This is a genomic window from Psychromonas sp., assembly GCF_047632995.1.
In the GTDB taxonomy this organism is placed as follows: domain Bacteria; phylum Pseudomonadota; class Gammaproteobacteria; order Enterobacterales; family Psychromonadaceae; genus Psychromonas.
The window spans coordinates 33,014-57,916 of sequence record NZ_JBLIEK010000010.1; the positions used below are offsets into that span (position 1 = coordinate 33,014).

Consider the following 24,903-nt stretch of genomic DNA (forward strand, 5'->3'; position numbering starts at 1 on the left):
TCCTTCTTGAAATTATGTAAATCTATTTAGGAAAGACCATGAAACTTAACCCCGGACAAGACGCCGCAGTAAAAACGATCTCAGGCCCCTGTCTTGTTCTAGCGGGTGCGGGCAGTGGTAAAACACGTGTTATTACCAATAAAATTGCGTACCTGATACAACATTGTGATTACCAGGCCAAGAATATTGCAGCGGTAACCTTTACTAACAAAGCCGCACGGGAAATGAAAGAACGTGTTAGCAAAACGCTTGGGCGTAAAGAGTCGCGTGGTTTGATGGTCTCAACCTTCCACTCATTGGGCTTGAATATTATTAAACGGGAATATAAAACGTTGGGCATGAAAGCCGGTTTTACCCTGTTTGATGATCAAGATACCCTGGCGCTGTTAAAAGAGCTGACTGAAAAACAGCTACAGGAAGATCCGGATCTGCTTAAAGCATTAGTGACGCAAATCTCTAATTGGAAAAACGCGTTAGTTTTACCGCCGCAAGCTATCAAACAGGCCAAGGGTGAAAGAGACGTGCTGTTCGCTCATTGTTACGATCTTTATCAGCGCCAACTAAAAGCCTATAACGCGCTGGATTTTGATGATCTTATTGTGCTGCCCACCTTATTACTGACATTAAAAGAAGAGGTGCGTTTACGCTGGCAAAAGAAGATCCGTTATCTGCTGGTCGATGAATATCAGGATACCAATACCAGTCAGTATGAATTAATTAAAGCCTTGGTGGGTGAGCGTGCTCGCTTCACTGTAGTGGGGGATGATGACCAATCTATCTATTCATGGCGCGGCGCCCGGCCTGAAAATTTGTTGTTATTACAAAAGGACTTCCCGCAACTAAAAGTGGTTAAACTTGAGCAAAATTATCGCTCCAGTCAGCGCGTATTAAAAGCGGCTAATGTATTGATTGCCAATAATCCTCATGAATTTGATAAGCGTCTGTTTAGCGAGCTTGCCTATGGCGAGTCGATAAAAGTGCTGTTTGCTAAAAATGAGCAGCATGAAGCACAGCGTATAGTGATGGAGTTATCCGGCCATAAATTTATGAACGGTGCTGCTTTTAGTGATTATGCGGTACTTTATCGGGGCAACCATCAGAGCCGTTTGCTTGAAAAAGTGCTGATGGAAAATCGCATTCCCTACCGCATTAGTGGTGGCACCTCCTTTTTTGCACGCAGTGAAGTCAAAGATATAATGGCTTACCTTAAATTATTAGTTAATCATGATGATGACAATGCTTTTCTGCGCGTGGTCAATACTCCACGCCGAGGTATCGGTCCTAACAGCTTGGAAAAACTCGGCACTTACGCCAATCTTCGTGATAGTGGTTTGTTTAGCTGCAGTTTTGAGATGGGCTTAGAGCAAAGCCTGTCAGGTAAAGGATTGCAGTCACTGCAAGCCTTTACCCGTTGGTTGGTTGAATTAAATAATCGCCTTAAGCGAGAAGAGCCTGTTGATGTGGTACGCGATCTTATTCGTGATATAGGCTACGAAGACTGGCTGTATGAGAGCAGCCCCAGCCCGAAAGCGGCTGAAATGCGCATGAAAAACGTCTCTATGCTATTTAAATGGGTCACTGAGATGCTTAAAGGGGACGATCTTGATGAGGAGATGACACTTGAACAGGTGGTGGCGCGTTTAACGCTGCGCGATATGCTTTCCCGTAATGAAGAAGAGGAAGAGCTAGATCAAGTGCAGTTGATGACGCTGCACGCATCAAAAGGGCTGGAATTTCCATTTGTTTATATGATAGGGATGGAAGAGGGGATTCTGCCGCATCAGGTGAGTATTGATGAAGATAATGTTGAAGAGGAGCGCCGTCTTGCTTATGTGGGTATTACCCGCGCGCAGAAAGAGTTAACCTTTACGCTGGCTAAAGAGCGCAATCAATATGGAGAGTTGATTAAACCGACACCCAGTCGCTTTTTATTTGAATTACCGCAAGATGATCTTGATTGGGAAAGCGGGCCAAGAAAAAAAACGGATCAGCAGAAAAAAGAGCTGGCAGATAAAGGTATTGCAAGTTTACGCGCGTTATTTGATTAACTTTTTCTCTGTGTAATTATTGTTGTGAAAAAAAAGGAAAGCATTTTGCTTTCCTTTTTTTTGGTTGTTTTTATTTTTAGGCTAGGCTTTTTTTATTTTTCAATTAAACCTGCAGAAATATCTATGATGTCCTGCTCTGCTAATGTACCTGCTGAAAATTTCAGCTGCAGCATATTGATAATGTAGTCATAACGGGCATTGGCGAGCTGATTTTCTGACGCGTATACGTTACGCGTCGCATCTAATACATCGACAATGGTACGTGTCCCGACTTCAAAACCCGCTTTCGTCGCTTCAAGTGCGCTCGTGGAGGAGGTTACGGTCTGCTCGTAAGCCTGAATTGAGCTGATTGATGCGCGCACATTATTATAACCACTGCTGACTTTTGATTCAGTGTTACGGAATGCTTGCACTAAATCTTCACTGGCGATGATGTAATTATATTGTGCTTGTTTAACTAGTGAGGTGATTTTACCCCCCGTGTAGATAGGCACATTTAAGTTAAGGCCAACCGTTGCATTACTCATATCTATATCGGTTGAAGCCGCTGCATCGTAGTCGGTATTGTTATACCCTAAGCTGGCTGTAAAATCTAAAGTTGGCTGGTGGCCTGTTTGAGCTAACTCAATTTGCATTTTAGCGAGCTCTTTGGCGATACGCTTGCCATGCAGATTAAGGTTGTTTTCAAGTGATTTATTACACCAGGCTTTCACATCTCCCTGTAACTTTTGCGCTGCAAAGGTATCGGTATTTAGATAAGCGATATTGTAGATCTCTTCCCCGGTTAATTCACGCAAGGTGTAATAGGAATTAACCAGATTATTTTGCGCTATAATTTCATCGGCATTAGTACGATCGTACTCAGCCTGTGCTTCATGGACATCTGTAATGGCAATCAGACCCACTTCAAAACGCTGTTTAGTTTGCTCTAACTGACGCTCAACTGCACGTTTGTTCGCCTGCACGGATTTTACCGATTCATCTGCACGGAGCACATTGAAATAAGCTGTTGCCGTTCTAAAGAGCAGATCTTGTGCGGCATAACCGTAAACCGTTGCATATTGAGTCGCTTGTTTTTCAGCAAGATCTAGCTGTTGCCAGTAAGAGCCGTTATAAAGAGATTGACTTAAAGAGAGGTTCGCACCGTAGTTAAAGTTTGTTGCTGTATTGGTGCTTGAATCAGTATAAGCCGTATTTAGCCCGAACCCAATTTGAGGTAATAAAGCGGCATTGGCCTCAGTGGTTTTTTCTAAATATACGTCATATTGTGCTTTGCTTTTTAAAATCAGAGGATCTTTAAACTTAGCCGTTTCATAAACCTGCTGTAGGGTATCTGCGTTAACTGCATAGCTAAAAGCAGACAAACCAATCAGTGTGGCAAGAGAAATCTTTTTTATCGTCATGACCAATAATCCTGTAGAGTAATATCAAATAGTTTAAAAAATATACGAGCATACAATTGCTTAAGTGTATTATAAAATATTAGAATTTTATATTTATTTTGGGAGAATAGCAGAGAATGAACGAACATTCAGTTTTAAGTTCAGCAGAGCAGATAAGTTATACAAAAAATGATGTGCGGATTCTAAAAAAAGAGCCTTTATACCAAGGTTTTTTTAAGTGTAATAAGTATACATTACAACATAAGTTATTTGCTGGTGGTTGGAGTGCAGAGATTCAGCGCGAGTTTTTTGAACGAGGCCATGCCGCCGCAGTATTACCTTATGATGTCAAAAATGATCGAGTGGTTTTGCTTGAGCAATTTCGTTTTGGGGCGATCCAAAGCACACAGTCTCCCTGGTTATTTGAGTTGGTGGCGGGGATCATTGAAGAAGGAGAGATCCCCGAAGAGGTGGTGAAACGCGAGGCACTCGAGGAGGCGGGTTTAACCATTAACTCGTGCCAATTTATTATGAACTACTTGGTCAGCCCAGGTGGAACAACAGAGCAGATAGATCTGTTTATCGCAGAAGTTGACAGTAGTCTTGCCAGCGGCATTCATGGTTTAGTAGATGAAGGTGAAGATATTCGCGTTCATGTTTTGTCCAGAGAAACTGCTTATCAGTGGGTTATTGAAGGGAAAATTAATAACGCAGCCACTATTATTGCACTGCAATGGCTTGAACTGAATAGAGAAAAGGGACTAAATTTGTAATTTTGCTTTTTTATTCGCCGAAATATCAATGTAAATGAGGCATTGCCGACACTTTTGCTTTTTAAGTGCTAATCAAGGGTTAGCAAATGATAAAATTGTGTGCTTATGTAAATTACAAATTGATTGCTTGATTTATAATCACTTATAACCTGCTAACAAGATGTCTAAACCAATATATGAGCGTTATGAAGAAACAAGTCGCACAATTAAAAGTGAATGCACAAGGTGATTTGCCGCTTTTGCAGATCACCGATACCCATCTTTTTTCCGATAGAGAAAAAGATCTGCTTGGTATAAAAACGGTGCAGAGCTATGAAGCTGTTATTGAGCATGCATCAAAATACTCCTCTGAGTGTCTGGCTGTTTTATCAACGGGTGATCTTTCCCAAGACCATTCAGAACAATCCTATATTGATTTTACAACGCATATAAAAACCTTAAATATGCCCTGTTACTGGTTGCCTGGAAATCACGATATACAAGCGGTGATGTTACCTAGCCTGTTGCAACAAGGTCTTGCGCAAACGAGACAAATTATTAGTGATTATTGGCAAATTATTATGCTCGACTCGCAAGTGGAAGGTGTTGTCTATGGCGCCTTAAGCGATCAGCAATTCTGTTTTTTAGAGGATGCGCTTAATGAGTATCCAGATAAACATACCCTAATCTGCATCCACCACCATGTTTTACCTGTGGGATCGAAATGGCTGGATCAGCATATCTTAAAAAATGGCCAGCAGTTTCTAGATATAATAGGGGCTTTTGATAATGTACGTGCTGTTTTATCCGGCCATGTCCATCAGGCTGGCGATACCCTGAAAAATGGGGTCTGCTTTATGACAACGCCGTCAACCTGTGTACAGTTCAAACCCAATTCTATTGATTTTGCGCTTGATTCACAGGCACCTGGCTATCGGTATTTATCTCTTAATAAAGAGGGGGATATCACTACCCATGTGGAGCGAATAGAGCAGGGGGCATTTACCGTTGATGCGAATGCGAAAGGTTACTGATTTTAATCCATGTAATTAGTTATGCGGATTAAAATTGTGAACAGATATTAACAATAATCAGTTATCTATATCTAAGCGATCTGAATATGGATCTTCAGATCGCTTAGATATAGATAAATTTTCCTGCGCCCCAAAGTCCTCATTATCGGAATTGCTTTCATGGCCAAAATTTTATTAGCCCTGCACGGTTTTCATAGTTCACCGGCATCATTAAAAGTGGTGCAAATGTCGTCTTATTTGGCGACCTATCACCCGGAAATAATCTTTATTTGTCCACAGCTTCCCTGCTTGCCTGCTGATATGTGGCGCGTCATTGAATCGGTTTTTGAACAATATAAAGATGATCAAATTGCGCTGATGGGGAGCTCATTAGGCGGTTATTTGGCAACTAAAGCCGCGCAGAAATATCAGGTTAAAGTGCTATTGATCAATCCTGCGGTTTTTCCCTATCATTTATTATCACATGCCGGGCCACAAAAGCACCCCCATACGTCAGAAAACTATCTGATTGATGCAACATACCTAACTCAATTAAAAGCATTACAAGTCCCGTTTAAAGGGACATCTGAACAATGCTGGGTTTTATTGCAGGAAGAGGATCAGGTTCTCGATTATCGCGAGGCACTGGAAAAATATAAACAGTGTAAAATAAGCTGTGAACAGGGGGGAGATCATGGTTTTATAGGTTTTGAGCGTTATCTTCCGCAGATCATTAAATTTTTATTCTAAAGTCGCAACTGCTTTAGATCGGCTCGTTGTGAAAGTCACGGAAAACAGCAATACGCTATGGTATTTTAAGTAGGAAGCTTCCCTGCAAATTGTTATCATTATAGGTAAATATTTATTTCCTTACGCGCGGCGTGAGATTCGATACAATCATTTTATTTTTCAAAATAGGCGTAAGCATGAGCGAACAGTATAATTCAGATTCCATTGAAGTTTTAAACGGTCTTGATCCCGTTCGTCACCGCCCTGGGATGTACACAGAAACTGCCCGCCCAAATCACCTGGCTCAAGAGGTTATTGATAATAGTATCGATGAAGCATTAGCAGGTCACGCCACTGCAATTCAAGTTGTTTTATATGAAGATCAGTCACTTGAAGTAACGGATGATGGTCGAGGTATGCCTGTTGATATTCATCCTGAAGAGGGGATTTCAGGGGTTGAGCTGATTTTTTGTAAACTGCATGCCGGCGGTAAATTCTCAGGTAAAAATTATGAAATATCAGGCGGCTTGCATGGCGTTGGTATTTCTGTGGTCAATGCCTTATCAAAACGGGTCAATGTAACCATACGTCGTGATGCGCAAATTTATGAAATTGCCTTTGAAAATGGCTATAAGGTCGAAGAGCTACAGGTTACCGGCAGTTGCGGCAAGCGCAATACCGGTACAAGTGTACATTTTCATCCTGATCCTCATTATTTTGATAGTGCCCGTTTTTCAGTTTCACGTCTGTTACATATATTAAAAGCCAAAGCGGTTCTGTGCCCAGGTTTAACCATCAAATTTAAAGATAAAGTTAATAAAAATGATTATCAGTGGTGCTATCAAGACGGTTTAAATGATTATCTGCTCGAAGCTGTTTCTGAAAATGAACTGTTACCTTCAACCCCCTTTGTGGGGAGATTCTCGGCCAATAGAGAAATAGCGGATTGGGCTGTGGTTTGGTTGCCCGAAGGCGGTAATTCAATTGCTGAGAGTTACGTTAATCTTATCCCAACCATACAGGGAGGGACGCATGTTAACGGTTTCAGACAGGGGTTGTTAGATGCAATGCGTGAGTTTTGTGATATCCGCAACCTGCTGCCACGGGGGTTAAAATTAACGCCAGAAGATATCTGGGATAAATGTGCTTATGTTCTGTCAGTTAAAATTAAAGAGCCGCAATTTGCAGGACAGATCAAAGAGCGTCTCTCATCAAGGCAGTGCGCCGCGTTTGTCTCCGGCGTTGTAAAAGATGCGTTTAGTCTATGGCTTAATGCCAATGTAAATGAAGCGGAATTATTGGCTGATTTTTGTATTAATAATGCCACCACACGTACCCGAAAAAGTAAAAAAGTCGCCCGTAAAAAGATCACTCAAGGCCCTGCCTTGCCAGGAAAATTAACCGACTGTTCAACGCAAGAACCGCTGCGCGGTGAGCTGTTTTTGGTGGAAGGTGACTCTGCGGGTGGCTCGGCTAAGCAAGCGCGCGATCGAGAGTTCCAAGCTATTATGCCGCTGCGCGGGAAAATCAAAAACACCTGGGAAGATGACTCGGATATTATTTTAAATTCTGAAGAGATCCATAATATATCGATAGCCATAGGAATTGATCCCGCCTCCTCGGATCTGTCGGGTTTACGTTATGGAAAAATTTGTATCCTTGCTGATGCCGATTCGGATGGATTGCATATCGCGACCCTTATTTGCGCTCTGTTCGTGCAGCATTTTCGCTCTGTGGTGAACGCCGGCCATCTGTTCGTGGCGATGCCGCCTTTATACCGAATCGATGTTGGTAAAGAGGTTTTTTATGCACTGGATGAAGCAGAAAAAGATGGGGTTTTAGATCGCATCGAAGCGGAGAAAAAACGCGGCAAAGTCAATGTGCAGCGCTTTAAAGGATTGGGTGAAATGAATCCATTGCAATTGCGCGAAACGACTATGGATCCTAATACTAGGCGTTTAGTGCAGTTAACCATCGAAGATGCGGATAAAATGATGGAGGTGATGGATATGCTGCTGGCTAAAAAACGTGCCGGTGATCGTAAAGAGTGGCTCGAAGATCGCGGCGACTTAGCCTCTATTGATTAATATTGTTTTGCTGCCTATCGGTCAGAGGGGCTGTAATCCCTCTGTGAAGAGGCAAAGAAAATAGTCTTCTGTCAGATATCTAAACAGCAGGCGAGTCGATATAGCAGCTTATGTCACACCCTATGCTCAATAAGTTTATCTAAAATTTAACTGACTTTTTCTTGCAAAGGGTTCGCTGTTTGCGGGCTATCATAGACAAATAATGAGTTGCCTCTGATCTTTTTAGCCATCGATTTTGCATAGGTTGCTAATACGGCCACATCGTGATGACTGGTACAAATTTTCGGCGGCAAACGGACACAACCGATTGACACACTCAGCAAAGGATAAGATTGTAAGTTACCTGCCCGATCTTCGCCCGTTATCCCGCCCATCACCTGATGCTCCGGGCTATATTGGTGGCGAACCCATTCAGAAAAACAATCAAGTATTTTACTGCACTGTGCATGCCAATTATCCGTCGATAAAATCATAATAAAATCGTCTCCACCTATGTGGCCGATAAAATCATCACTGTGAGTAAGACCCTGGCGTAATATATTAGTAAGGCCGAGAATAATTTGATCACCTTTTTCATAACCATAGTGATCATTGTATGGTTTGAAATTATCTAAATCGATATAACAGATAACAAATGGACGGCTCAATTGCAGACGTTTATCTAGCTCCTTACTGATAGGCACATTGCCGGGCAGTAAGGTTAACGGATTGGCATAACGCGCGTTATTTATCTGCAGATGAGTGACCTCTCTAAGAAGATCAATAACTGAGCCAACGCCTTGGTATTCGCCTTTACTGCTAATAATAAACTCAAGTGCTTTCTGCCTGTCAATTTGACCGCTAATTAAGATACTGGCTTGCTCGATAGATAAGCTACTTTCTAAGACAAGCACCTGACTGTCAACCAATGAGGCAATACTTTTTTTACCTGATAGCTCGCGGCCGTATTGCGTAAAGAGCAAATTAGTCAGGCTGTTGCGGCGCAGTAAACCGATCGCTTTTTTCTCTTCAACCACGGGTATGCTTTCTAAATGAGGATACTGATTAAATATATCGGCGCAATATTCAACTGTGGTCGAGGGGCTAATCGCATCAACATTCTGCAATAATTGATTAACCATAGTTGCGCTATTTACACTCTTTGTGGATTCTATGGTGATAACATTGTCGCTAAATAGGCTGTCAGGTATGCGCCTTAACGGTAATAATGCCGGGCGGCTTATATAGTAACCTTGACAAAATTGCAGCCCCATCTTTTCTATAAAGCGGTACTCATTTTCTGTTTCAACACCCTCGGCAATAATTTTGCAGTTTAACTCTTGCGCAATGTTTTTTATTGAATTTACAAACTGCTGCTTTACTTTATCAGTGTCAATATCACACATAAAATGGCGGTCAATTTTCACGTAATCAGGACGTAGCTCATACCACATACGCAGCCCTGAATAACCAGAGCCTAAATCATCCATGGCAATTTCAAATCCCATCTCTTTATAATGTTTCAGGGCATCCCGAACCACCTCATAATTTTCTAAGGGACTGTGCTCGGTTAATTCAATGACAACACGGCTCGGATCAAGACCTATTCTTGCGAGTAAATTTAAGGTGCGCCCTGAACGAAAATTAGGCTGGAAGAGTGTTTCCGGGCTGGCGTTGAGAAATAATTTACCGGGAAGATTAAGCCATTTAAATTGAAGTATTGATAATTCGCGGCACAATAACTCGAGTTCCACTAACCGGCCTTGTTGACGGGCGGCTTCAAAGAGAGAGACAGGGGAGTGTAAAGAGCTATTAACTGGACCACGGATTAATGCTTCATAGCCAAAAATAGTATGCCCATAATTTTCAATAACAGGCTGAAAATATACGCTTAATTTTTTGCTTTGAATAATTATATCAAGCGATAGTTCGGTTAAATTTTTCATCTGCTCTTCTTATTATTATGAATTATTACAATAATAATAAGAACTATTGGTGACACTTTTATGAATATTACCAAAAAATCAGTAACATCCTTTCCTCGGAAAACAGATTGTGGAGGTGGTATACAATAGAAGTCCACCTGTCTTTTATTGTCAGCCTAGCCGTGCTCAGTGTGTTCAAAATAATAGTTTATACGCGCCCGCGGATTTAAATATTCTTTAATATTTTCAGGTAATTGAGTGGGTAAAATAACCTTCTCTATTTTTAACTTTAATTTACCTATTGAAATAATAGGGGCGTTATTTTTAGGTATTGAAGGGTCAAAAATCAGTACATTCGGCTGCAGAATATTATCGCGACTGACACTTATCACTAAGGCTATTTTCCCATTAGAGAGCTGCACAATAGAGCCTGGCGGGTAAATCCCTAGCTCCTTAACTAATAAACCTAATACCTCTTGGTTGAGCTGCTTATTTTTGTTTTTATAAAGATACGATAAAGCATGGTAGGGGGAACGGGCCGGGTGTTTATCCATTGGATTGCAGAGGTTGTCATATTCATTGGCAATAGTGATAATCTGGGTTAATTGATTGATCTGTGTACCGCTTAGTTTTTTCGGGTAGCCACTGCCATCAAGATATTCATGGTGTTGGCTGATAATTTCGGTTACTGGAGTGGGGAAATTGGGGATATAACTAATTTTATCCAACGCATAACGGACATGCATTTTCAGATAGTTTTTTTCCGCCGTGGTGATGTTGGGGTTATTATAGATAATTTGATTGGGAATTTTATTTTTGCCGAGATCGTGGAACAGCGCGCCTAACCCCAAATGGATTAGTTCTTGCTCTGATAATGCCAATGCCTTACCCAGCATCAGCGCTAAGATAGCCACATGAAAAATATGGCAAGGGTATTTATCGCCCTCTTTTCCCTCTTCCATTAAATGTAAAACAGCATTGTCATTGGCATTTAATTTACTGATGGTGCCAGTGATTAGTTCTTTAGCATCTTCTAATGCGAATGTCGCTTGATTTTCCAGTTTCAAATTAATGGCGCGCACTGCCGACAGAGACTGTTTGAAATCATTTTCGCATTTTCTTAAATTGTGAATATAGAGCTGTTGTTCTTCAACTCGTTGCTCTTTTTCTGCCCATAACGCCTTTAAATAGATCTTTTTCTGGGCATCACTTTTCTCTGGGGCTTTATCGGTATTGACGGGGAGAGGATAGCAGTCGCTTTTTTCCGGGTAAAATAATACATGCTTAAAATCTAATGATTGCAGTACGTTGACTTGCTCCTTATCTTGTATTTTGAAGCTACCGAAAAGAAACGGGTGAGCGGTCCATGAGCAGGGCAGTTTAATATACAAACCTGGGGTCAGGCGATCAATTGACAGTTTTATTTTACTCATACTTCCTACCCATAAAAATTAGCTTAATTGCTCTGTGGCCCGATGCCAATAGATGACGAGAAATAGTCCGTTAAATAATAGGTTATTATAGTGCTCAGCCTGTTATTTAAGTTCAAAACGGAATGAAAAAATTTGTTGTGTGGTAATTTTCTCTTCACCTTGATGTGCGGGCATAAACAGTTCGCCCTTAATAAAATCGAGTACCGCATCGTCTAAAACGGTGTGGCCGCTTGAGGTTATAATCTCTGGATCTTTCGATTTCCCTCTGGTGGTGACCGTTAGTTTTACGATGACTCGGCCTTGCTGATTACGTAAGATTGCCCGTTTGGGGTAGACAGGTTTATTGCCGGATACCACTATCGCTTCCTGCAGCACACCTTGGTCGCTCTCACTAGAGGGGCTGACTGCGGGCTGTTTTTTGAAAATATGCTTAGGTTTTTGTGGCGCTTGTAATATTTCACTCTCACTCGATGGTGCTGAGGAAAGCATCGTCTTAACTTTTTTGCTGTTCACTGCTGGCGTTTCAGCCTGTTTATTTTGCGCGGTTCTTTGAGCAGCGGGTGGCGCAGGCAGATCCAAGTGAAAATCGGCCTCAAATAATTCCGCTTTTAGCATAGCATCACTGCTGGCGGCAGTTTTCTGAATCGTTTCCTGCAGTGCCTGATTGGCTATTTTTATTTCAGAGAGATTTTGCGAGTCGATATCCTCTACTAACAAGTTTGCAGGTGCAGTGATAACTTCTTTATTTTCTACTGTTGGAATTGTTTCGCTGTTATCTGTCTGCTTTGTTGTGAGTTCACTTTCTGCTTTAACTTCAGGCTCACTTTTCTCTTCTGCTACAAACTCTTTATTCTGCAGTTCAGACTCTTCTGCTCGTTCTTCTGTTATCTCTTCCATCTCAAGAAGTTGCAGCTGCACCGCTTGCTCACCGGAATGTAATGGCAGGGGAGTGAGCATGGTTGATTGATTGTGATAATAAAAAAACCATCCGTAAAGTAGGATAGTTAGCACAAAAAATGGGAAGTAGTGACCAATCTGTTTCATAAAGGTAGTTATCTCTTTTTATCTTTTTTCGTTGCAAAGGCAAGCTGTTTAAACCCTGCTGACCGCAGTTTATCTAAAATGGTTAAAGCCACACCTAAGTCAGATTGCTGATCACCTCTAATCAATATAGGCAGCCTGTTTTTTTGTTGCAGAGTGCTTACCTGCGTTACAACATCTTGCAATCTACTGCTCTGCTCATTAACAAAAACTTGGTTGTCAGCATCTATGCTAATTGTCAGCATCTTTTTTGTTTGTTGCGTACTCTCAACTAATTGCGGTAGATCAACCTTAATGCTGCTTTGCATAGTCATCTTTAGCATCACGAAAATAAAAAAAATAAGCAGTAAAAAAATTACATCAATCAGCGGCAGTAGTTCAATCCGCGCGGGTTGTTGAAAACGTGATTTACTTAATTTCATTGCACTTTCTCGGTAGCAGGCTCACTCTGTTTTAATTCGTCCCGATTATCAATTGCATTCGCGTACATCTCAATGACCGATTTTTGTGTGGTTTTATGAATAGCTTGAATCTCAGCATTAAGCTTACCCTTTACTTTATCTGACCCTTCTTTCAATTCATAGTCTCTGGAGACACTATCTATTTTGTTCTTAGTGGTGTGACTGGCTTCTTGCGTTTTCATTATTTCACTGATCTTATTGGTGATCAGACTCTTTTGATGGCAGACATGATAAAATTCACTGCCGCTGCTCTCAAGGTGTAAGGTTAATTTTTGAATAAAAGAGCGGAACAGGTTGTAAGGTAATAGCGCTAATAGTGCGACACAAAGCCCCATTGCAGTTGAAATAAGTGCCTGTGCAATGCCCCCGACAACGGCGGTTGGATTTTCAACGCCCTGTAAACTCAAAATATTGAATGAATCGATAATCCCCAGCACGGTGCCTAAAATGCCAAGCATAGGCGCAAGAGTGATAACGGTATCGAGCAATGATTGTCCGCGTGACATTAAACTTATCTGTTTTTCCGCATAGGACTCCATTATCTCATTGGGCGGAAAAGGCAGCGCATTTATGCCGCGCGCAAGCATATTCAACGCGGGGGTGTCGAGTTTTTGGCAATGCAGCAATGCATCTCTTTTTTGATGTCTATTTAATGCGCTAAAACAGTCATGCAATACAGTACGCTCGCGTGTTAAGTAGTACTTTGTCCAGCCAAAAAAACGCTCTAATGTCACTGTGGTGGTTAAAAAAGAGGCAAGTAGCAATAACCACATGACAATGCCGCCTTGCTGAAACCATTGCGGCATCGTCTGTTGGATCTGCTCGAAACTCAAGATGTTTGCAAGCGTATTTAGTGCGCTGTCCGGTGCCATTTTTGTGTTCTTCCTATTATCTATGCAGTGATATTAATATTTAAACTACTCGGTTACCTGCCCTGAATAGGCAGTTTAACGCTAAGTAACTTGCTGAGCAAAGCAGATTGATTAATACGTGCTGTGTGCCGCGCAATTGCTTTGTCTGATAGTATATTTTAGTGGTCTGATATTAGCCAAGCTAATGACGCCATTGGTTGTGATAATATCTGCTTCAATAGAAAAACAGTTTGCCAGGTTATCTTTTGTCAGCACCTGCTCAGGTGCTCCATCTGCAATAACTGTTTTTGCGCTGCTGCCCGGTTTTTGACCCAGCAAAATAAGCCGATCGCAATAGCGGGCGGCGAGATTGAGATCATGCAGCGCAGTGATGGCAAGTTTTCCCGATTGGGTCAGTGAGCTAATTAATTGCAGCGTTTCTATCTGGTGGCAGATATCTAAGCTGGCAATCGGCTCGTCCAGTAAAATAGTGGCGGCTTGCTGGGCAAGCGCGCGGGCGATAATAACGCGCTGTTTTTCGCCGCCGGATAGGGTTGTCACTAAACGGGTTTTAAGATGGGCGATATCCGTTTTCAACATAGCTTGTTGGATAATTATTTGGTCTTCGGCTGTTTCTAACTCAAATGGCCCCAGATAGGGATTTCTGCCCATCGCCACTAAGGCTTGTGCGCTAAAAGCGTAAGGCAGCTCAATTGATTGCGGAACAAAGGCCAGCTGTTTGGCAATATCTCGCCGTTTTTGCGCATAAATATCGCGGCCATTAACAGACACCGCCCCTGACTTTTGCTTAATCAAACCTAACAGGAGCTGCAGCAGAGTGCTTTTACCCGCCCCATTGGCCCCGATCAACCCGACAAACTGCCCGGCTTGAAAGTCTAAACTGATATTTTCTAATAACGGTTTTTTATCGTAGGAAAAAACCAGATTGGAACAGCTTAAAGGTGACATATGGCGCACTCCACTAACTCAGAACAAAACGCTGTTTGATTAAAAGAAACAGAAAGAAAGGGGCCCCTAATGCCGCAGTGACCACCCCCAGTGGGATTGCCTGCTTGCTAAAGAAACTACTTATAAACAGATCCGCGCCGAGCAGTGTAATTGCCCCGGCCAATAAGCAGGCAGGTAACAGAAGGCGGTGAGCAGGGCCTAATAACAGACGCATAATGTGCGGCACCACCAGGCCGATAAACCCAATTCCCCCGACAACGGAAACCGATGCCCCGACCATTGCGGTGCTGATAATTAAGAGATTACGGCGGACTCGCCGGACATCGACACCGACCGACAGGGCGTGCTGCTCACCCAGTAATAATAGATCCAGCTGCTTGCTGTAAAAAAGTAATAAAACAAATCCGCTGACCACAATCGGTAAAATAATTAAAACATGATCCCAAGTGCGCCCATCAAGTCCGCCCATAGTCCAATAAATTATCATTCGCGCCACATCCCAATTATTTAGCGATAATGCGAGCAATAATGAGGTAGCTGCCACATTAAGAGCGCTCATTGCGACACCGGAGAGCAGTAATGTCGCGACGCTGGTTTGTCCCCGATTAGAGGCGACCCGATAAACAATGGTCAAGGAGATGCTGGCGCCAATAAAAGCAAACAGGGGAATTGCCCAAGCAGAGACTAGGGAGGCGCCAAGATATATAGCTATCACAGCGCCTAATGATGCACCCGATGAAACCCCTAATACTGAAGGTGATGCCAGTGGATTTCGGAACATCCCCTGCATCACTAAACCGCATAATGCCAAACTCGCACCGGCAAACAGAGCGATAATCACCCGAGGCAAGCGCACATCGCAAATTATGCTGGTTTGCCAGTTCGGCACGCTTGATTCGCTGGCGTTAAATAAGGCGTTTTTCAGTATAACCCCAATATTTATAAAGGGGATATCCGCCGGGCCTTGTAATACCCCTAAAATAGTTAAGCCGATACACAGCGCTGTTAACAGCATTATTACTAATTGCACTGTTCCTGATTTACTGAACATGAGGTCTCTCTTGGTAAATGCCGATATCTGGATGTAATAGTTTAGCGATCGCCTCTACCCCTTTAATTCGGTGCTGCGAGACGCTTCGCAGCCAAGTCCCCGGTACGGCGTAAAGACGGTCGTTTTTGATGGCGGGAACGGTTTCCCAAGCTTTTTTATTTTCTAAAATGGTAGTTGGCGAGCCCGCTTGGTTATCTTGGTTAAATACCCACTGGTTGGTAACAATCACATCCGGCTGCAGTGAGATGGCCAGCTCTTCACTTATTTTATTCTCACCATCAGCGAGCACGCCGCTGGTGACATTAATTCCGCCGGAGAGTTGAATCGCTTCATCCATTAAAGAATGACCGCCAACGCTATAGCCATTAAGATCGTAATAGAGTACCCGCGGTTTTGCTTTATCTTTAACTTGTGCCTGTATAAATGCGATGCGCTCTTTTAAATTGTGAATAATCACTTCGCCTTGTGCCTTTGTATCTGTGACGTTTGCGACAATTCGGATGTTATTAAAAATATCTGCAAATGAGTTGAATTCACTGAGCCGGACAATGGCAATACCGCTGCGCAGCAGATAACGCACTGTTTCCGGATTACTGTAGGAGGCAACAAATACGAGATCCGGCTGCAGCGCGAGCATAGATTCAATTTCACCCTGCGTGCGGCTGATGCTGTTATCATAAAAACCGACGATATTAGAGAGGCTCGGATAATCAACATAACTGCTGACTGCGCTCAAACGCTGCGGATTTATCAAATCTGACAGGATATGGTCACTCGCCAAGGTGGCAGAGATAATGCGAGTGGGGGGCGCCTTTAGCACAAATTGAATGCCTGTGCTGTCAATAAGCGTTTTAGGGAAACCCTCCCCCCTGATTTGCGTGCTGCTGTTACCCATTCCTTCAAAAAGAGCAAATAACGGCCCTTTTTGCAGCTGGATAAGCAGTGCTATCAGTATTAAACAAAGAGTAAATAAAAGCAGTTTCAGATTATTCATTTACCCTCCGAAGCAGTGATTTTATTTAAAGCTGATGCCTAAATAAGCGCTGAGCGGATCTGTGTTATAACCTGAAACCTCTTCATACTCTTTATCAAAGGCATTTTCTAGGCGGGCAGAAACAGCAATGTGTTTATTTATCTGGTAAGCCGCACCAATATTAATCACCGTATAATCGTCAAGATCGATATTACCGTAATCTAAACGCTCACCAATATAACGCACGCCAATATTAGCACTCAATTTTTCAGTGTACTTGTAGTTAGAATTCAGGCTGGCAGCATGTTTTGGTCGGCGCAACAGCTCATTATGATCCGCTGTGCCGTCTTCGGTTTCCATATAGGTGTATGCTGCGTTAACGCGTAGCGCTTGCGTTACTTTGAAAAATGTACTGACTTCTATACCATTGCTTTTTTCATCTTGATTTACATAGCTATAAGTATTGAAATCATAACGGATCGCATCATTATAATTCGCATCAAAATAAGTTAGATCAATATAACCATTAATGTTTTCGAAATTATATTCTATACCCGCATCCCAGCTATCACTGCTTTCCGGATTAAGATCTGGCGTTGCATAAGAGCCAAAAAGCTGACTAAAGGTTGGATTTTTAACGCCTGAACCTTGGCTGGCATGTAGGCGAATACCCTCTGTCGCCCAGCCCGTTAAAGCAATTTTATGGGTCGTGGTATTATCAAAATCACTGTTAAAATCACGACGTAACGAGGCGGTTAAGAAGATTGTTTTGCTCCAATCAACGCCATACTCAGCAATCGCTGCCGAGCTTCGCATCTCCTGCTCTTCAATAACGGACCAAGGCTGATATGTCGATTTTTCAGTTTCAACAACGACCGTGAATCGGTGATTAAAATCACCTCTATTATTTAAAAAATAATCGCTTTGCAGGTCAGCTTTTATATTATCACCCGAGTTCTTGGTGTAAGGCCCGTAATAACCATTCGCTTCGTAATTTTCAGAAACCGAGTCTGCATAAGCAAGTGATAAACGATTTTTCCACTGATTGTCTAAGAGATTTAAATGGCTATTAATTTTAACCAGTCGTTGACGCACTTTGGAATGGTTGTCGACAATATTTTGGATCTGCTGATAAGTCACAGGATCATATGCATCAGTATCATATTCTGATTCAGTGCGTGTGTAGTTCATTACGCCGTCCAGCGAGAAAATATCATTGAATTGATGACCTGCTTTTAGCATTACATTTTGGTTTTTGTAACCGTCATCATCAGGATCATCTAATTCACCATTTTTTGTGCTGCGACCGTCAGTTTCAAGGTTGCTGGCTGAGAGTGAATAATGGCTGTTGTTTTTTGCGCCGCTAAGGTTGATGCTTTCTTTATGGTAGTGATTGGTACCGATTTCGATAGTCGCGGTGGGATGAAAGCCAGCTTTGCCTTTTTTAGTGATGATATTAATCACGCCGCCCATTGCATCACTGCCCCAAAGCGCACTTTGTGAGCCTCTTAATACTTCAATGCGTTCAATATTATCTGTCATTAAATGTGCGAAATCGAAACCGCCAGCAGCTGACGATTGATCTGTCACTTTCACGCCATCAATAATCACAACCGTGTTGCTGGAACTCGCGCCACGTATAAAAACGGATGTTTTTTTACCTAAACCGCCGTTGCTTGCAACACTTACTCCGGGTACATCCTGCAGTAGTTCAGCCACAGTGCGCGCCTGGTTTTCTTTGAGATACTGCGCATCGAATACAGTAATTGAGCTGCCGCTTTCAATGCGTTTGCTTTCAACGCGACTGGCAGAGATGACAATATCATCCTCTTTATTTCTATTTTCAACTTGTGCTTCTGTGGCAAAACTTTGGCTGCTAAAAATTGCGCTTAATAGTAAGGCGATTGGGGTATGGCGTAGGCGTGGCATGGAGCTTCCTTGTTATTTTAATTGTAAATAGAAGAAAGTTTGAAGTTCAATGTTTTATTGGAAGGCGGTGGCCTCTCATATCTGCTGAGCAACAAAGACTTTCTTTGGCTCGCCACCATTACGAATACCCTAGCCAAACTTGGAAAATAATTTACAAGTGGTTTGGGTGTTTTTACGTTCTACTAAGCCGCCCGCTTAGTAGACAGTGACGCTCTTTATGCTGGTATCTGACTTACGTAGATAGTTAATAACTCTTACGTTTACAGTTGCGGGGGCAGTGCATGCCGGTTTCACCATCTATAATGACGAATCATGCTTCCCATTTAATCCTCGCTTTTTTAAGCGGGGAACATAAAGAGAAGCGATTATAGATAAATAGTAATAACTGTCAACCAACGAATCCGCTCTAAAACAAGGGCAGAAATCGTGCTATTGATCTATTGCTGTTAGCTATTGGGTTGAATTCTCTTTTTGCAAAACAGATGAAAAAATATTGACCGACCTTTTTTAATTAAGACCGCGCCAGTCTATCTCGTTCGCCGCGAACCGCTCATTTGCGATGTAATACAAAAAATCACCGCCTTTTATTACGCTTTCAGGGGGCGGATTTAATCTCATATCATCACCATTTTTAAAATGACTCAATGCAATTAAAATCATACCGTGATTGCGCTTTAAGCTGTTGAATAACAGTTCGAACTGAATCGGTTTTTCAAGTTCGGGTGCCTGCAGGCAATACAGTGTTGCACCATTTAATGTTGAAAGTAAGTGTTCAGTCACTTGGCTGGAGCCTGGATCCTGCATGCTGCGCACCATCATCTGCGCACTGCTGTCAATGCTGCACTCAATTTGCGGACAATGAATTTTTAACAGATCCGCTTTGCTCTTATCAAAAAAATGTGCCGAGATATTGGCATCCGCACTGGCGTAAGTGGCAATACTGAGTGCAATCGAGAGTGTTTCATCATCAGATTGACCATCAATAATAATGCGCCGTGCTTTACTTAGTGCAATCCGTTTGAGCTCATCTTGATCAGAGAAAGCACGTAAACGTGCAAAAGCAACCTCATTATTATCGGGGAATGGGTTTTTTATCTCAGCGGTTACACAGAGTAATATCTGCCGTTTTTGACGTTTTTTATCACCGAGGATCAACTGCACTATCTGTTCACTTGCATGATTATTACCGCAGAGCAGTAATATGTGGTCATCAAGGTGATAGAAGTCGTTCATGCCGTTCATATTAGATCTCGCTATATTGATAAATAATTGGGTTACTTTACCGATAAAAGTGGCAAAAATGACCAGCCCCGAGGGGATCTGGAAAAAAGTAACGACCATTTTACCCAGATCCGTGATTGGGCTTAGATCACCAAATCCGACGGTTGAGATAACCACTGTGTTGTAATAGATAAATTGTAATAGATTGTCGGTTAGCGCTGTTTCATCGGTAATAACCAGCAACAGGTAGGTGATGCTTGTTTGTGCAACCACTAAAAAAAACATCATCGGCCAGGTTAACTGCAGCGTTAAACGGCGTAGATGTTTTTTAAGTTTTTCCGGAAAGAGCATCAATTACCTTTATCGGTTATCTTGTTGTGCTAAAAAATAACGGTAAGCTTGGTTATCGGTCTCGTCTTTATAGTTGTAACCGAGCGCGTTTAAATGTTCACTGAAGGTTTCTGCACTGTTACCCTCGAGCTCAAAACCGGCAAGAACCTGTCCATAGGCCGCGCCATGATTACGGTAATGAAAAAGTGTGATATTGGCATGAGTACCAAGCACGTTTAAAAATTTAATCAGTGCATTCGGGTGCTCGGGAAATTCAAAACTGTATAAGCGCTCTTTTAAATCACTGATTGGCGCGCCGCCAACCATATAGCGGACATGCAATTTAGCCGTTTCATCATGACTCAAATCGGCAACAGAATAACCTGCGTTTGTGAGTTTTTCGGTCAGTATTTGCAGTTCATCGTGCCCTAGGGGCGTTCTTACCCCGACAAAAATATTGGCTTCTTTACGCGAATTAAAACGGTAGTTAAATTCAGTGATCGCGCGTCCGTCCAGCTCATTACAGAAAGTCAGAAATGCGCCCTGTTTTTCAGGAATAGTGACCGCAAGTATGCTCTCTTTTTGCTCACCTAATTCACAGCGCTCAGACACATAACGCAGAGCATGAAAGTTAACATTGGCTCCGCTTAAAATTGCGGCAAGGCGTTCCTCTTTTAAAGAGTGAAGTTGACTGTATTTTTTCAATCCGGCCAGTGACAATGCACCAGCGGGCTCTGCAATTGCGCGGGTATCTTCAAAGATGTCTTTAACGGCAGTGCAAATTTCATCACTGCTTACCGTTATCACATCATCAATATATTGCTGGCATAAACGGAATGTTTCACTGCCAATCGTTTTCACTGCTACGCCATCGGCAAACAAGCCGACTTTGCTTAGGGTGACAGGCCCGCCATGGTCCAGAGCAACTTTTAAACACGCCGCATTTTCCGGCTCAACCGCAATAATTTTAATGTCAGGCAGAAGCTGTTTGATATAAACCGCAATGCCCGCTGCCAATCCGCCGCCGCCGACAGGAACAAATATTTTATCTAGATGGGCATTTTGCTGCAGTAATTCTTTGGCTATAGTGCCTTGACCGGCAATGACATCCGGATCATCGAAAGGGTGGATGATAGTGTAATTATGTAGTTTAGCGAGTTTTTTACATTTCTCATTGGCCGCATCAAAAGCATCTCCAAATAAAACCACGTTGGCACCCAATGCGCGTACTGAATTGACTTTAATCTCGGGCGTAGTGCAGGGCATCACTATGGTGGCTTTAAGTCCCATACGTTTAGCTGAAAGGGCAACGCCTTGCGCGTGGTTACCTGCCGAGGCCGCTATCACACCAGATTTTTTTTGTGCGGCTGTTAAGTTCGCCAATTTATTATACGCGCCACGTAATTTAAACGAATGCACAGGCTGCAGATCTTCGCGTTTTAACAATATCTGGTTATTTAACCGTTCTGATAACTTATTGAGCGGTTGTAACGGCGTCTCAATAGCGGCTTCATAAACAGGTGCAAGTAATATTTTTTTTAAGTATTGTGCTGCTGATAATTGGGTCATTCGTGATTGAATCTCCTATTTAATGGCATGGGTAGTTACATTGGTCGTGGCAAAAAGTTCACCTAAACGTGTCGCTGAGCCCGCTTGTAAACCTTGTGTAAAATCAACGCTGTCTTTCGGAAATAGCGCAACTATGGTACTGCCTAGTTTAAAGCGGCCCATTTCAGCTCCTTTTTCAAGGCTGATATTCTGATCTTTATAATCCCAATACTGGATCTCTTTTTTCGCGTTTGCAGTCAGCGTGCCGCCCCAGACAGTCTCAATGCTGCCAACAATAGTTGCGCCCACTAACACCATTGCCATCGGACCGATGGCAGTGGAAAAAACAGCCACAGCACGTTCATTTCGAGCAAATAAATTAGGCACATTTTCAGCGGTTAAGGGGTTTACTGAAAAAAGATCGCCCGGGATAAAAATCAGCTGCTCCAAGGTGCCAGTGATGGGCATATGGATGCGGTGGTAATCTTTTGGTGATAGGTAAACGGTGGCAAACAAGCCTTCATCAAATGGCGCTGCAATATCATCGCGTCCACCGAGCAGTTCACGTAAGCTAAAATCATGTCCTTTGGCTTGAAAAATGCGGCCCATTTTAATAGCGCCTAACTGACTGACTCGACCATCAACAGGCATCGCAATGTTTTCATCTCCCTCAACTACCTGGCGTACATCTTCACGCAGTTCACGGGTAAAAAAATCATTAAAGGTTTTAAAATGGCCAGGCTCTGAGTGTTTTGCTTCACTCATATCAATTTTAAATTTAGCGATAAATTGTTTAATTAAAAAAGTGGTTAATTTACCGGCTTTCGCACTGGCTAATTTACCCGCTAAACGCGACACCAGGTGCTTGGGTAAAATGTACTGGCCAATAATCTTAAGCTTTTCAATCATAATATTCTCTTTCCAATAATAATTAAATTTAGGTATTAAATGAGTCTGTTAATGCGTATTTGGCTCTCGGTGACGGGCATTTTTCACATCATCCATGGTTTCTAAAATGCGTAAAAAACTATGGTAACGGGCAGCATCTATTTTTCCATTTTCAACCGCTTCAACTAAGGCACAGCCCGGATCAATTTTATGTTTACAGTCGCGAAAACGGCATTCACCTAAAAACGGGCGGAACTCTATAAATCCCGAGGCAATTCTATCTGCGGCTAAATGCCATAGTGAGAATTCACGGATACCCGGGCTGTCGATCAGATCGCCCCCTTCAGGGAAATGATATAAGCGCGCTGTGGTGGTGGTGTGTTTACCTAGTCCGGAGCCTTCAGATATTTCGCCTGTGGTCGCTTCAACCTCGGGTAACAGCATATTTAATAATGATGTTTTACCGACCCCTGATTGGCCGACAAAAATATTTATTTTATCTTTTATCGCGCCTTTTAGAGCATCTAATCCGTCACCATGCATGGAGCTGTATAAAACCTGATAACCAATATCACGGTAACTTTGCAGTTCCTTGTCAACTATTTTTGCCGAAGGCTGATCTAGCAGATCACTTTTATTTAAAACAATAATCGGCGTGATTCCGATATCTTCACAAGCGACTAAATAGCGATCAATAATATTGCGTGAAAATTCAGGTGCAATCGAACTGACAATAATAATATGATCAATATTCGCGGCAATGGGTTTAATACCATCATAATAATCAGGGCGAGTTAATACAGTTTTGCGTGGGTGAACGGCTTCAACAACGCCACTGATGCCATGATAGGCTTCATTACCTGCCCGCCATACAACGCAATCGCCAGTGACGAGCGATTTAATTCCCCGGCGTAAATTGCAGCGCTCTATCTTGCCACTTTCATCTTCTATATCGGCATGCTGTCCAAAACGACTGATAACAACACCTTGAAGTTGTGGACCAAGTTCAGATTCGTCCCATTGTATGTCGTTATTTTTTTGCAAACGTTTATTCTGATTACTTTGCACGCGGCGAACTTGATTTTTACTGAGTCGTTTTTTCTTAGTCACGGTTTTCCTTAGCTACCACATTTCCTATTAATCCAGTATCATACTATATTTTTTAGATAAATTATTTAAAGAGGCTTCTCTCACAGAGAAAAGGATCACAATAAGCATGAATAAAAATAACCTTGTATGGATTGATCTGGAAATGACGGGTTTAAATCCAGATACAGATAAAATAATCGAGATAGCAACGATTATCACAGACAGTGATCTAAATATTCTCGCGGAAGGGCCTGAATTTATTATTCATCAAAGCAAAGATACGATGGATAAGATGGATGAATGGTGTACACAACACCACGGTAAATCGGGGTTAACCGATCGCGTTATTGCAAGTGATGTCAGTTGCGCCGAAGCAGAGCAGGCAACGCTTGCGTTTATAAAAGAGTGGGTACCGGCAGGTGCTTCGCCATTGTGTGGTAATAGCATCGGGCAGGATCGCCGTTTTATGGTGCGCAGCATGCCAGAACTTGACCGTTTTTTCCATTACCGCAATATCGATGTTAGTTCGGTTAAAGAGCTGGGTTTACGCTGGGCTCCTGAGATGGTTAAGGCGCATAAAAAATCAGGAACGCATTTAGCATTGCATGATATCCGTGAATCAATATCTGAATTACAGCATTATAAAAAACATTTTTTTAAATTTTAAGCTTTTCTTATTAACTTGAAATTTTAAATAACTGCTTAAAAACTCAGCAAGCAAGCTTTCCAATCTCTATTTAGGGTAAAAAAAGCTTGCATTCATTTACTCCCTATCTATAATGCGCAACTCATAAGGAACGGGCATTACCAACATGCTTAAGCATTTCTTATGAGAAAGAAGATGTGATGCGGTACTAGCTCAGTGGTAGAGCACAACCTTGCCAAGGTTGGGGTCAAGAGTTCGAATCTCTTGTACCGCTCCAATTTCTTCTAAAGAAGTTTTATATTATTAAAAATGTGATGCGGTACTAGCTCAGTGGTAGAGCACAACCTTGCCAAGGTTGGGGTCAAGAGTTCGAATCTCTTGTACCGCTCCAAACTTCTCTTTAAGAAGTAAAACTAAAGATGTGATGCGGTACTAGTTCGGTTCGTCGAGTTCAACCTTGACAAGAATTGACTGGAGTTATGAGTTTACTCGTACATACTAAGTCCAAAAAAAATGTGATGCGGTACTAGCTCAGTTCGTCGAGTTCAACCTTGACAA

The 24,903-nt window shown here is 42.3% G+C and carries 20 protein-coding genes, 2 tRNA genes and 1 riboswitch; of the genes, 8 read left to right on the forward strand and 14 right to left on the reverse strand.

Features of this window, described 5'->3' with window-relative positions:
- Nucleotides 1-38 precede the first annotated feature (38 nt).
- Nucleotides 39-2,048, forward strand: coding sequence for a DNA helicase Rep (gene rep, locus ACJAT7_RS03460; protein ID WP_415225404.1), 2,010 nt, complete (start codon nucleotides 39-41; stop codon nucleotides 2,046-2,048).
- A gap of 92 nt (nucleotides 2,049-2,140) precedes the next feature.
- On the opposite strand, the gene tolC is transcribed toward rep, so the two are convergent.
- Entirely contained in the window at nucleotides 2,141-3,451 is a 1,311-nt protein-coding gene (gene tolC, locus ACJAT7_RS03465; protein ID WP_415225405.1) for an outer membrane channel protein TolC, read from the reverse strand.
- A gap of 116 nt (nucleotides 3,452-3,567) precedes the next feature.
- Between tolC and nudF the strand changes: the two genes are divergently transcribed.
- From nudF to parE, 4 genes are all read left to right on the forward strand, one after another.
- On the forward strand, nucleotides 3,568-4,203 hold the full coding sequence (gene nudF, locus ACJAT7_RS03470) for an ADP-ribose diphosphatase (RefSeq protein WP_415225406.1): 636 nt from the start codon (nucleotides 3,568-3,570) through the stop codon (nucleotides 4,201-4,203).
- 185 nt (nucleotides 4,204-4,388) lie between these two features.
- Nucleotides 4,389-5,216, forward strand: coding sequence for a 3',5'-cyclic-AMP phosphodiesterase (cpdA, locus tag ACJAT7_RS03475; RefSeq protein ID WP_415225407.1), 828 nt, complete (start codon nucleotides 4,389-4,391; stop codon nucleotides 5,214-5,216).
- Nucleotides 5,217-5,375: 159 nt separating this feature from the next.
- Nucleotides 5,376-5,945 (forward strand): YqiA/YcfP family alpha/beta fold hydrolase, encoded by a 570-nt coding sequence (locus ACJAT7_RS03480; protein ID WP_415225408.1) that lies wholly within the window; start codon nucleotides 5,376-5,378, stop codon nucleotides 5,943-5,945.
- A gap of 176 nt (nucleotides 5,946-6,121) precedes the next feature.
- A complete protein-coding gene (gene parE / locus ACJAT7_RS03485) occupies nucleotides 6,122-8,011 on the forward strand; it encodes a DNA topoisomerase IV subunit B (protein WP_415225409.1) in 1,890 nt (629 codons plus the stop codon).
- Between the two features lie 146 nt (nucleotides 8,012-8,157).
- Here the strand turns inward: parE and ACJAT7_RS03490 are convergent, their stop codons facing one another.
- The 13 genes from ACJAT7_RS03490 to rsgA form a co-directional block, all read right to left on the reverse strand.
- Nucleotides 8,158-9,936, reverse strand: a complete 1,779-nt coding sequence (locus ACJAT7_RS03490) for an EAL domain-containing protein (RefSeq protein WP_415225410.1) — start codon at nucleotides 9,934-9,936, stop codon at nucleotides 8,158-8,160.
- 155 nt (nucleotides 9,937-10,091) lie between these two features.
- On the reverse strand, nucleotides 10,092-11,348 hold the full coding sequence (locus tag ACJAT7_RS03495) for an HD-GYP domain-containing protein (RefSeq protein ID WP_415225411.1): 1,257 nt from the start codon (nucleotides 11,346-11,348) through the stop codon (nucleotides 10,092-10,094).
- A 102-nt stretch (nucleotides 11,349-11,450) separates the two neighbouring features.
- Nucleotides 11,451-12,392, reverse strand: coding sequence for an energy transducer TonB (locus ACJAT7_RS03500; RefSeq protein ID WP_415225412.1), 942 nt, complete (start codon nucleotides 12,390-12,392; stop codon nucleotides 11,451-11,453).
- An 8-nt stretch (nucleotides 12,393-12,400) separates the two neighbouring features.
- Nucleotides 12,401-12,811 carry an ExbD/TolR family protein gene (locus ACJAT7_RS03505; RefSeq protein WP_415225413.1) on the reverse strand — a complete coding sequence of 137 codons (411 nt, stop codon included), beginning with the start codon at nucleotides 12,809-12,811 and terminating at the stop codon, nucleotides 12,401-12,403.
- Nucleotides 12,808-13,722, reverse strand: a complete 915-nt coding sequence (locus tag ACJAT7_RS03510; protein WP_415225414.1) for a MotA/TolQ/ExbB proton channel family protein — start codon at nucleotides 13,720-13,722, stop codon at nucleotides 12,808-12,810. The genes ACJAT7_RS03505 and ACJAT7_RS03510 overlap by 4 nt, the downstream gene beginning before the upstream one ends.
- A gap of 111 nt (nucleotides 13,723-13,833) precedes the next feature.
- The gene (locus ACJAT7_RS03515; RefSeq protein ID WP_415225415.1) at nucleotides 13,834-14,670 is read right to left on the reverse strand and encodes an ABC transporter ATP-binding protein; all 837 of its coding nucleotides are present in this window, start codon (nucleotides 14,668-14,670) and stop codon (nucleotides 13,834-13,836) included.
- 13 nt (nucleotides 14,671-14,683) lie between these two features.
- A complete protein-coding gene (locus ACJAT7_RS03520; protein ID WP_415225416.1) occupies nucleotides 14,684-15,721 on the reverse strand; it encodes a FecCD family ABC transporter permease in 1,038 nt (345 codons plus the stop codon).
- Complete coding sequence (locus tag ACJAT7_RS03525) at nucleotides 15,711-16,715, reverse strand: ABC transporter substrate-binding protein (protein ID WP_415225417.1); 1,005 nt, start codon at nucleotides 16,713-16,715, stop codon at nucleotides 15,711-15,713. The genes ACJAT7_RS03520 and ACJAT7_RS03525 overlap by 11 nt, the downstream gene beginning before the upstream one ends.
- A 21-nt stretch (nucleotides 16,716-16,736) precedes the next feature.
- Nucleotides 16,737-18,623, reverse strand: a complete 1,887-nt coding sequence (locus ACJAT7_RS03530; RefSeq protein WP_415225418.1) for a TonB-dependent receptor plug domain-containing protein — start codon at nucleotides 18,621-18,623, stop codon at nucleotides 16,737-16,739.
- 200 nt (nucleotides 18,624-18,823) lie between these two features.
- Nucleotides 18,824-18,993: riboswitch (cobalamin riboswitch) on the reverse strand.
- A 137-nt stretch (nucleotides 18,994-19,130) separates the two neighbouring features.
- Nucleotides 19,131-20,195 carry a potassium channel family protein gene (locus tag ACJAT7_RS03535; RefSeq protein ID WP_415225419.1) on the reverse strand — a complete coding sequence of 355 codons (1,065 nt, stop codon included), beginning with the start codon at nucleotides 20,193-20,195 and terminating at the stop codon, nucleotides 19,131-19,133.
- 9 nt (nucleotides 20,196-20,204) lie between these two features.
- The gene (ilvA, locus tag ACJAT7_RS03540; RefSeq protein ID WP_415225420.1) at nucleotides 20,205-21,743 is read right to left on the reverse strand and encodes a threonine ammonia-lyase, biosynthetic; all 1,539 of its coding nucleotides are present in this window, start codon (nucleotides 21,741-21,743) and stop codon (nucleotides 20,205-20,207) included.
- Nucleotides 21,744-21,758: 15 nt separating this feature from the next.
- On the reverse strand, nucleotides 21,759-22,631 hold the full coding sequence (asd, locus tag ACJAT7_RS03545) for an archaetidylserine decarboxylase (protein ID WP_415225421.1): 873 nt from the start codon (nucleotides 22,629-22,631) through the stop codon (nucleotides 21,759-21,761).
- Nucleotides 22,632-22,679: 48 nt separating this feature from the next.
- Nucleotides 22,680-23,720 (reverse strand): small ribosomal subunit biogenesis GTPase RsgA, encoded by a 1,041-nt coding sequence (gene rsgA, locus ACJAT7_RS03550; RefSeq protein WP_415225422.1) that lies wholly within the window; start codon nucleotides 23,718-23,720, stop codon nucleotides 22,680-22,682.
- 106 nt (nucleotides 23,721-23,826) lie between these two features.
- Here rsgA and orn point away from each other — a divergent pair, with 106 nt between their 5' ends.
- The 3 genes from orn (at nucleotide 23,827) to ACJAT7_RS03565 (ending at nucleotide 24,736) form a co-directional block, all read left to right on the forward strand.
- Complete coding sequence (gene orn / locus ACJAT7_RS03555; RefSeq protein ID WP_415225423.1) at nucleotides 23,827-24,366, forward strand: oligoribonuclease; 540 nt, start codon at nucleotides 23,827-23,829, stop codon at nucleotides 24,364-24,366.
- A 181-nt stretch (nucleotides 24,367-24,547) separates the two neighbouring features.
- Nucleotides 24,548-24,622 (forward strand) — tRNA-Gly (locus ACJAT7_RS03560).
- Between the two features lie 39 nt (nucleotides 24,623-24,661).
- Nucleotides 24,662-24,736 (forward strand) — tRNA-Gly (locus ACJAT7_RS03565).
- Nucleotides 24,737-24,903: the final 167 nt, after the last annotated feature.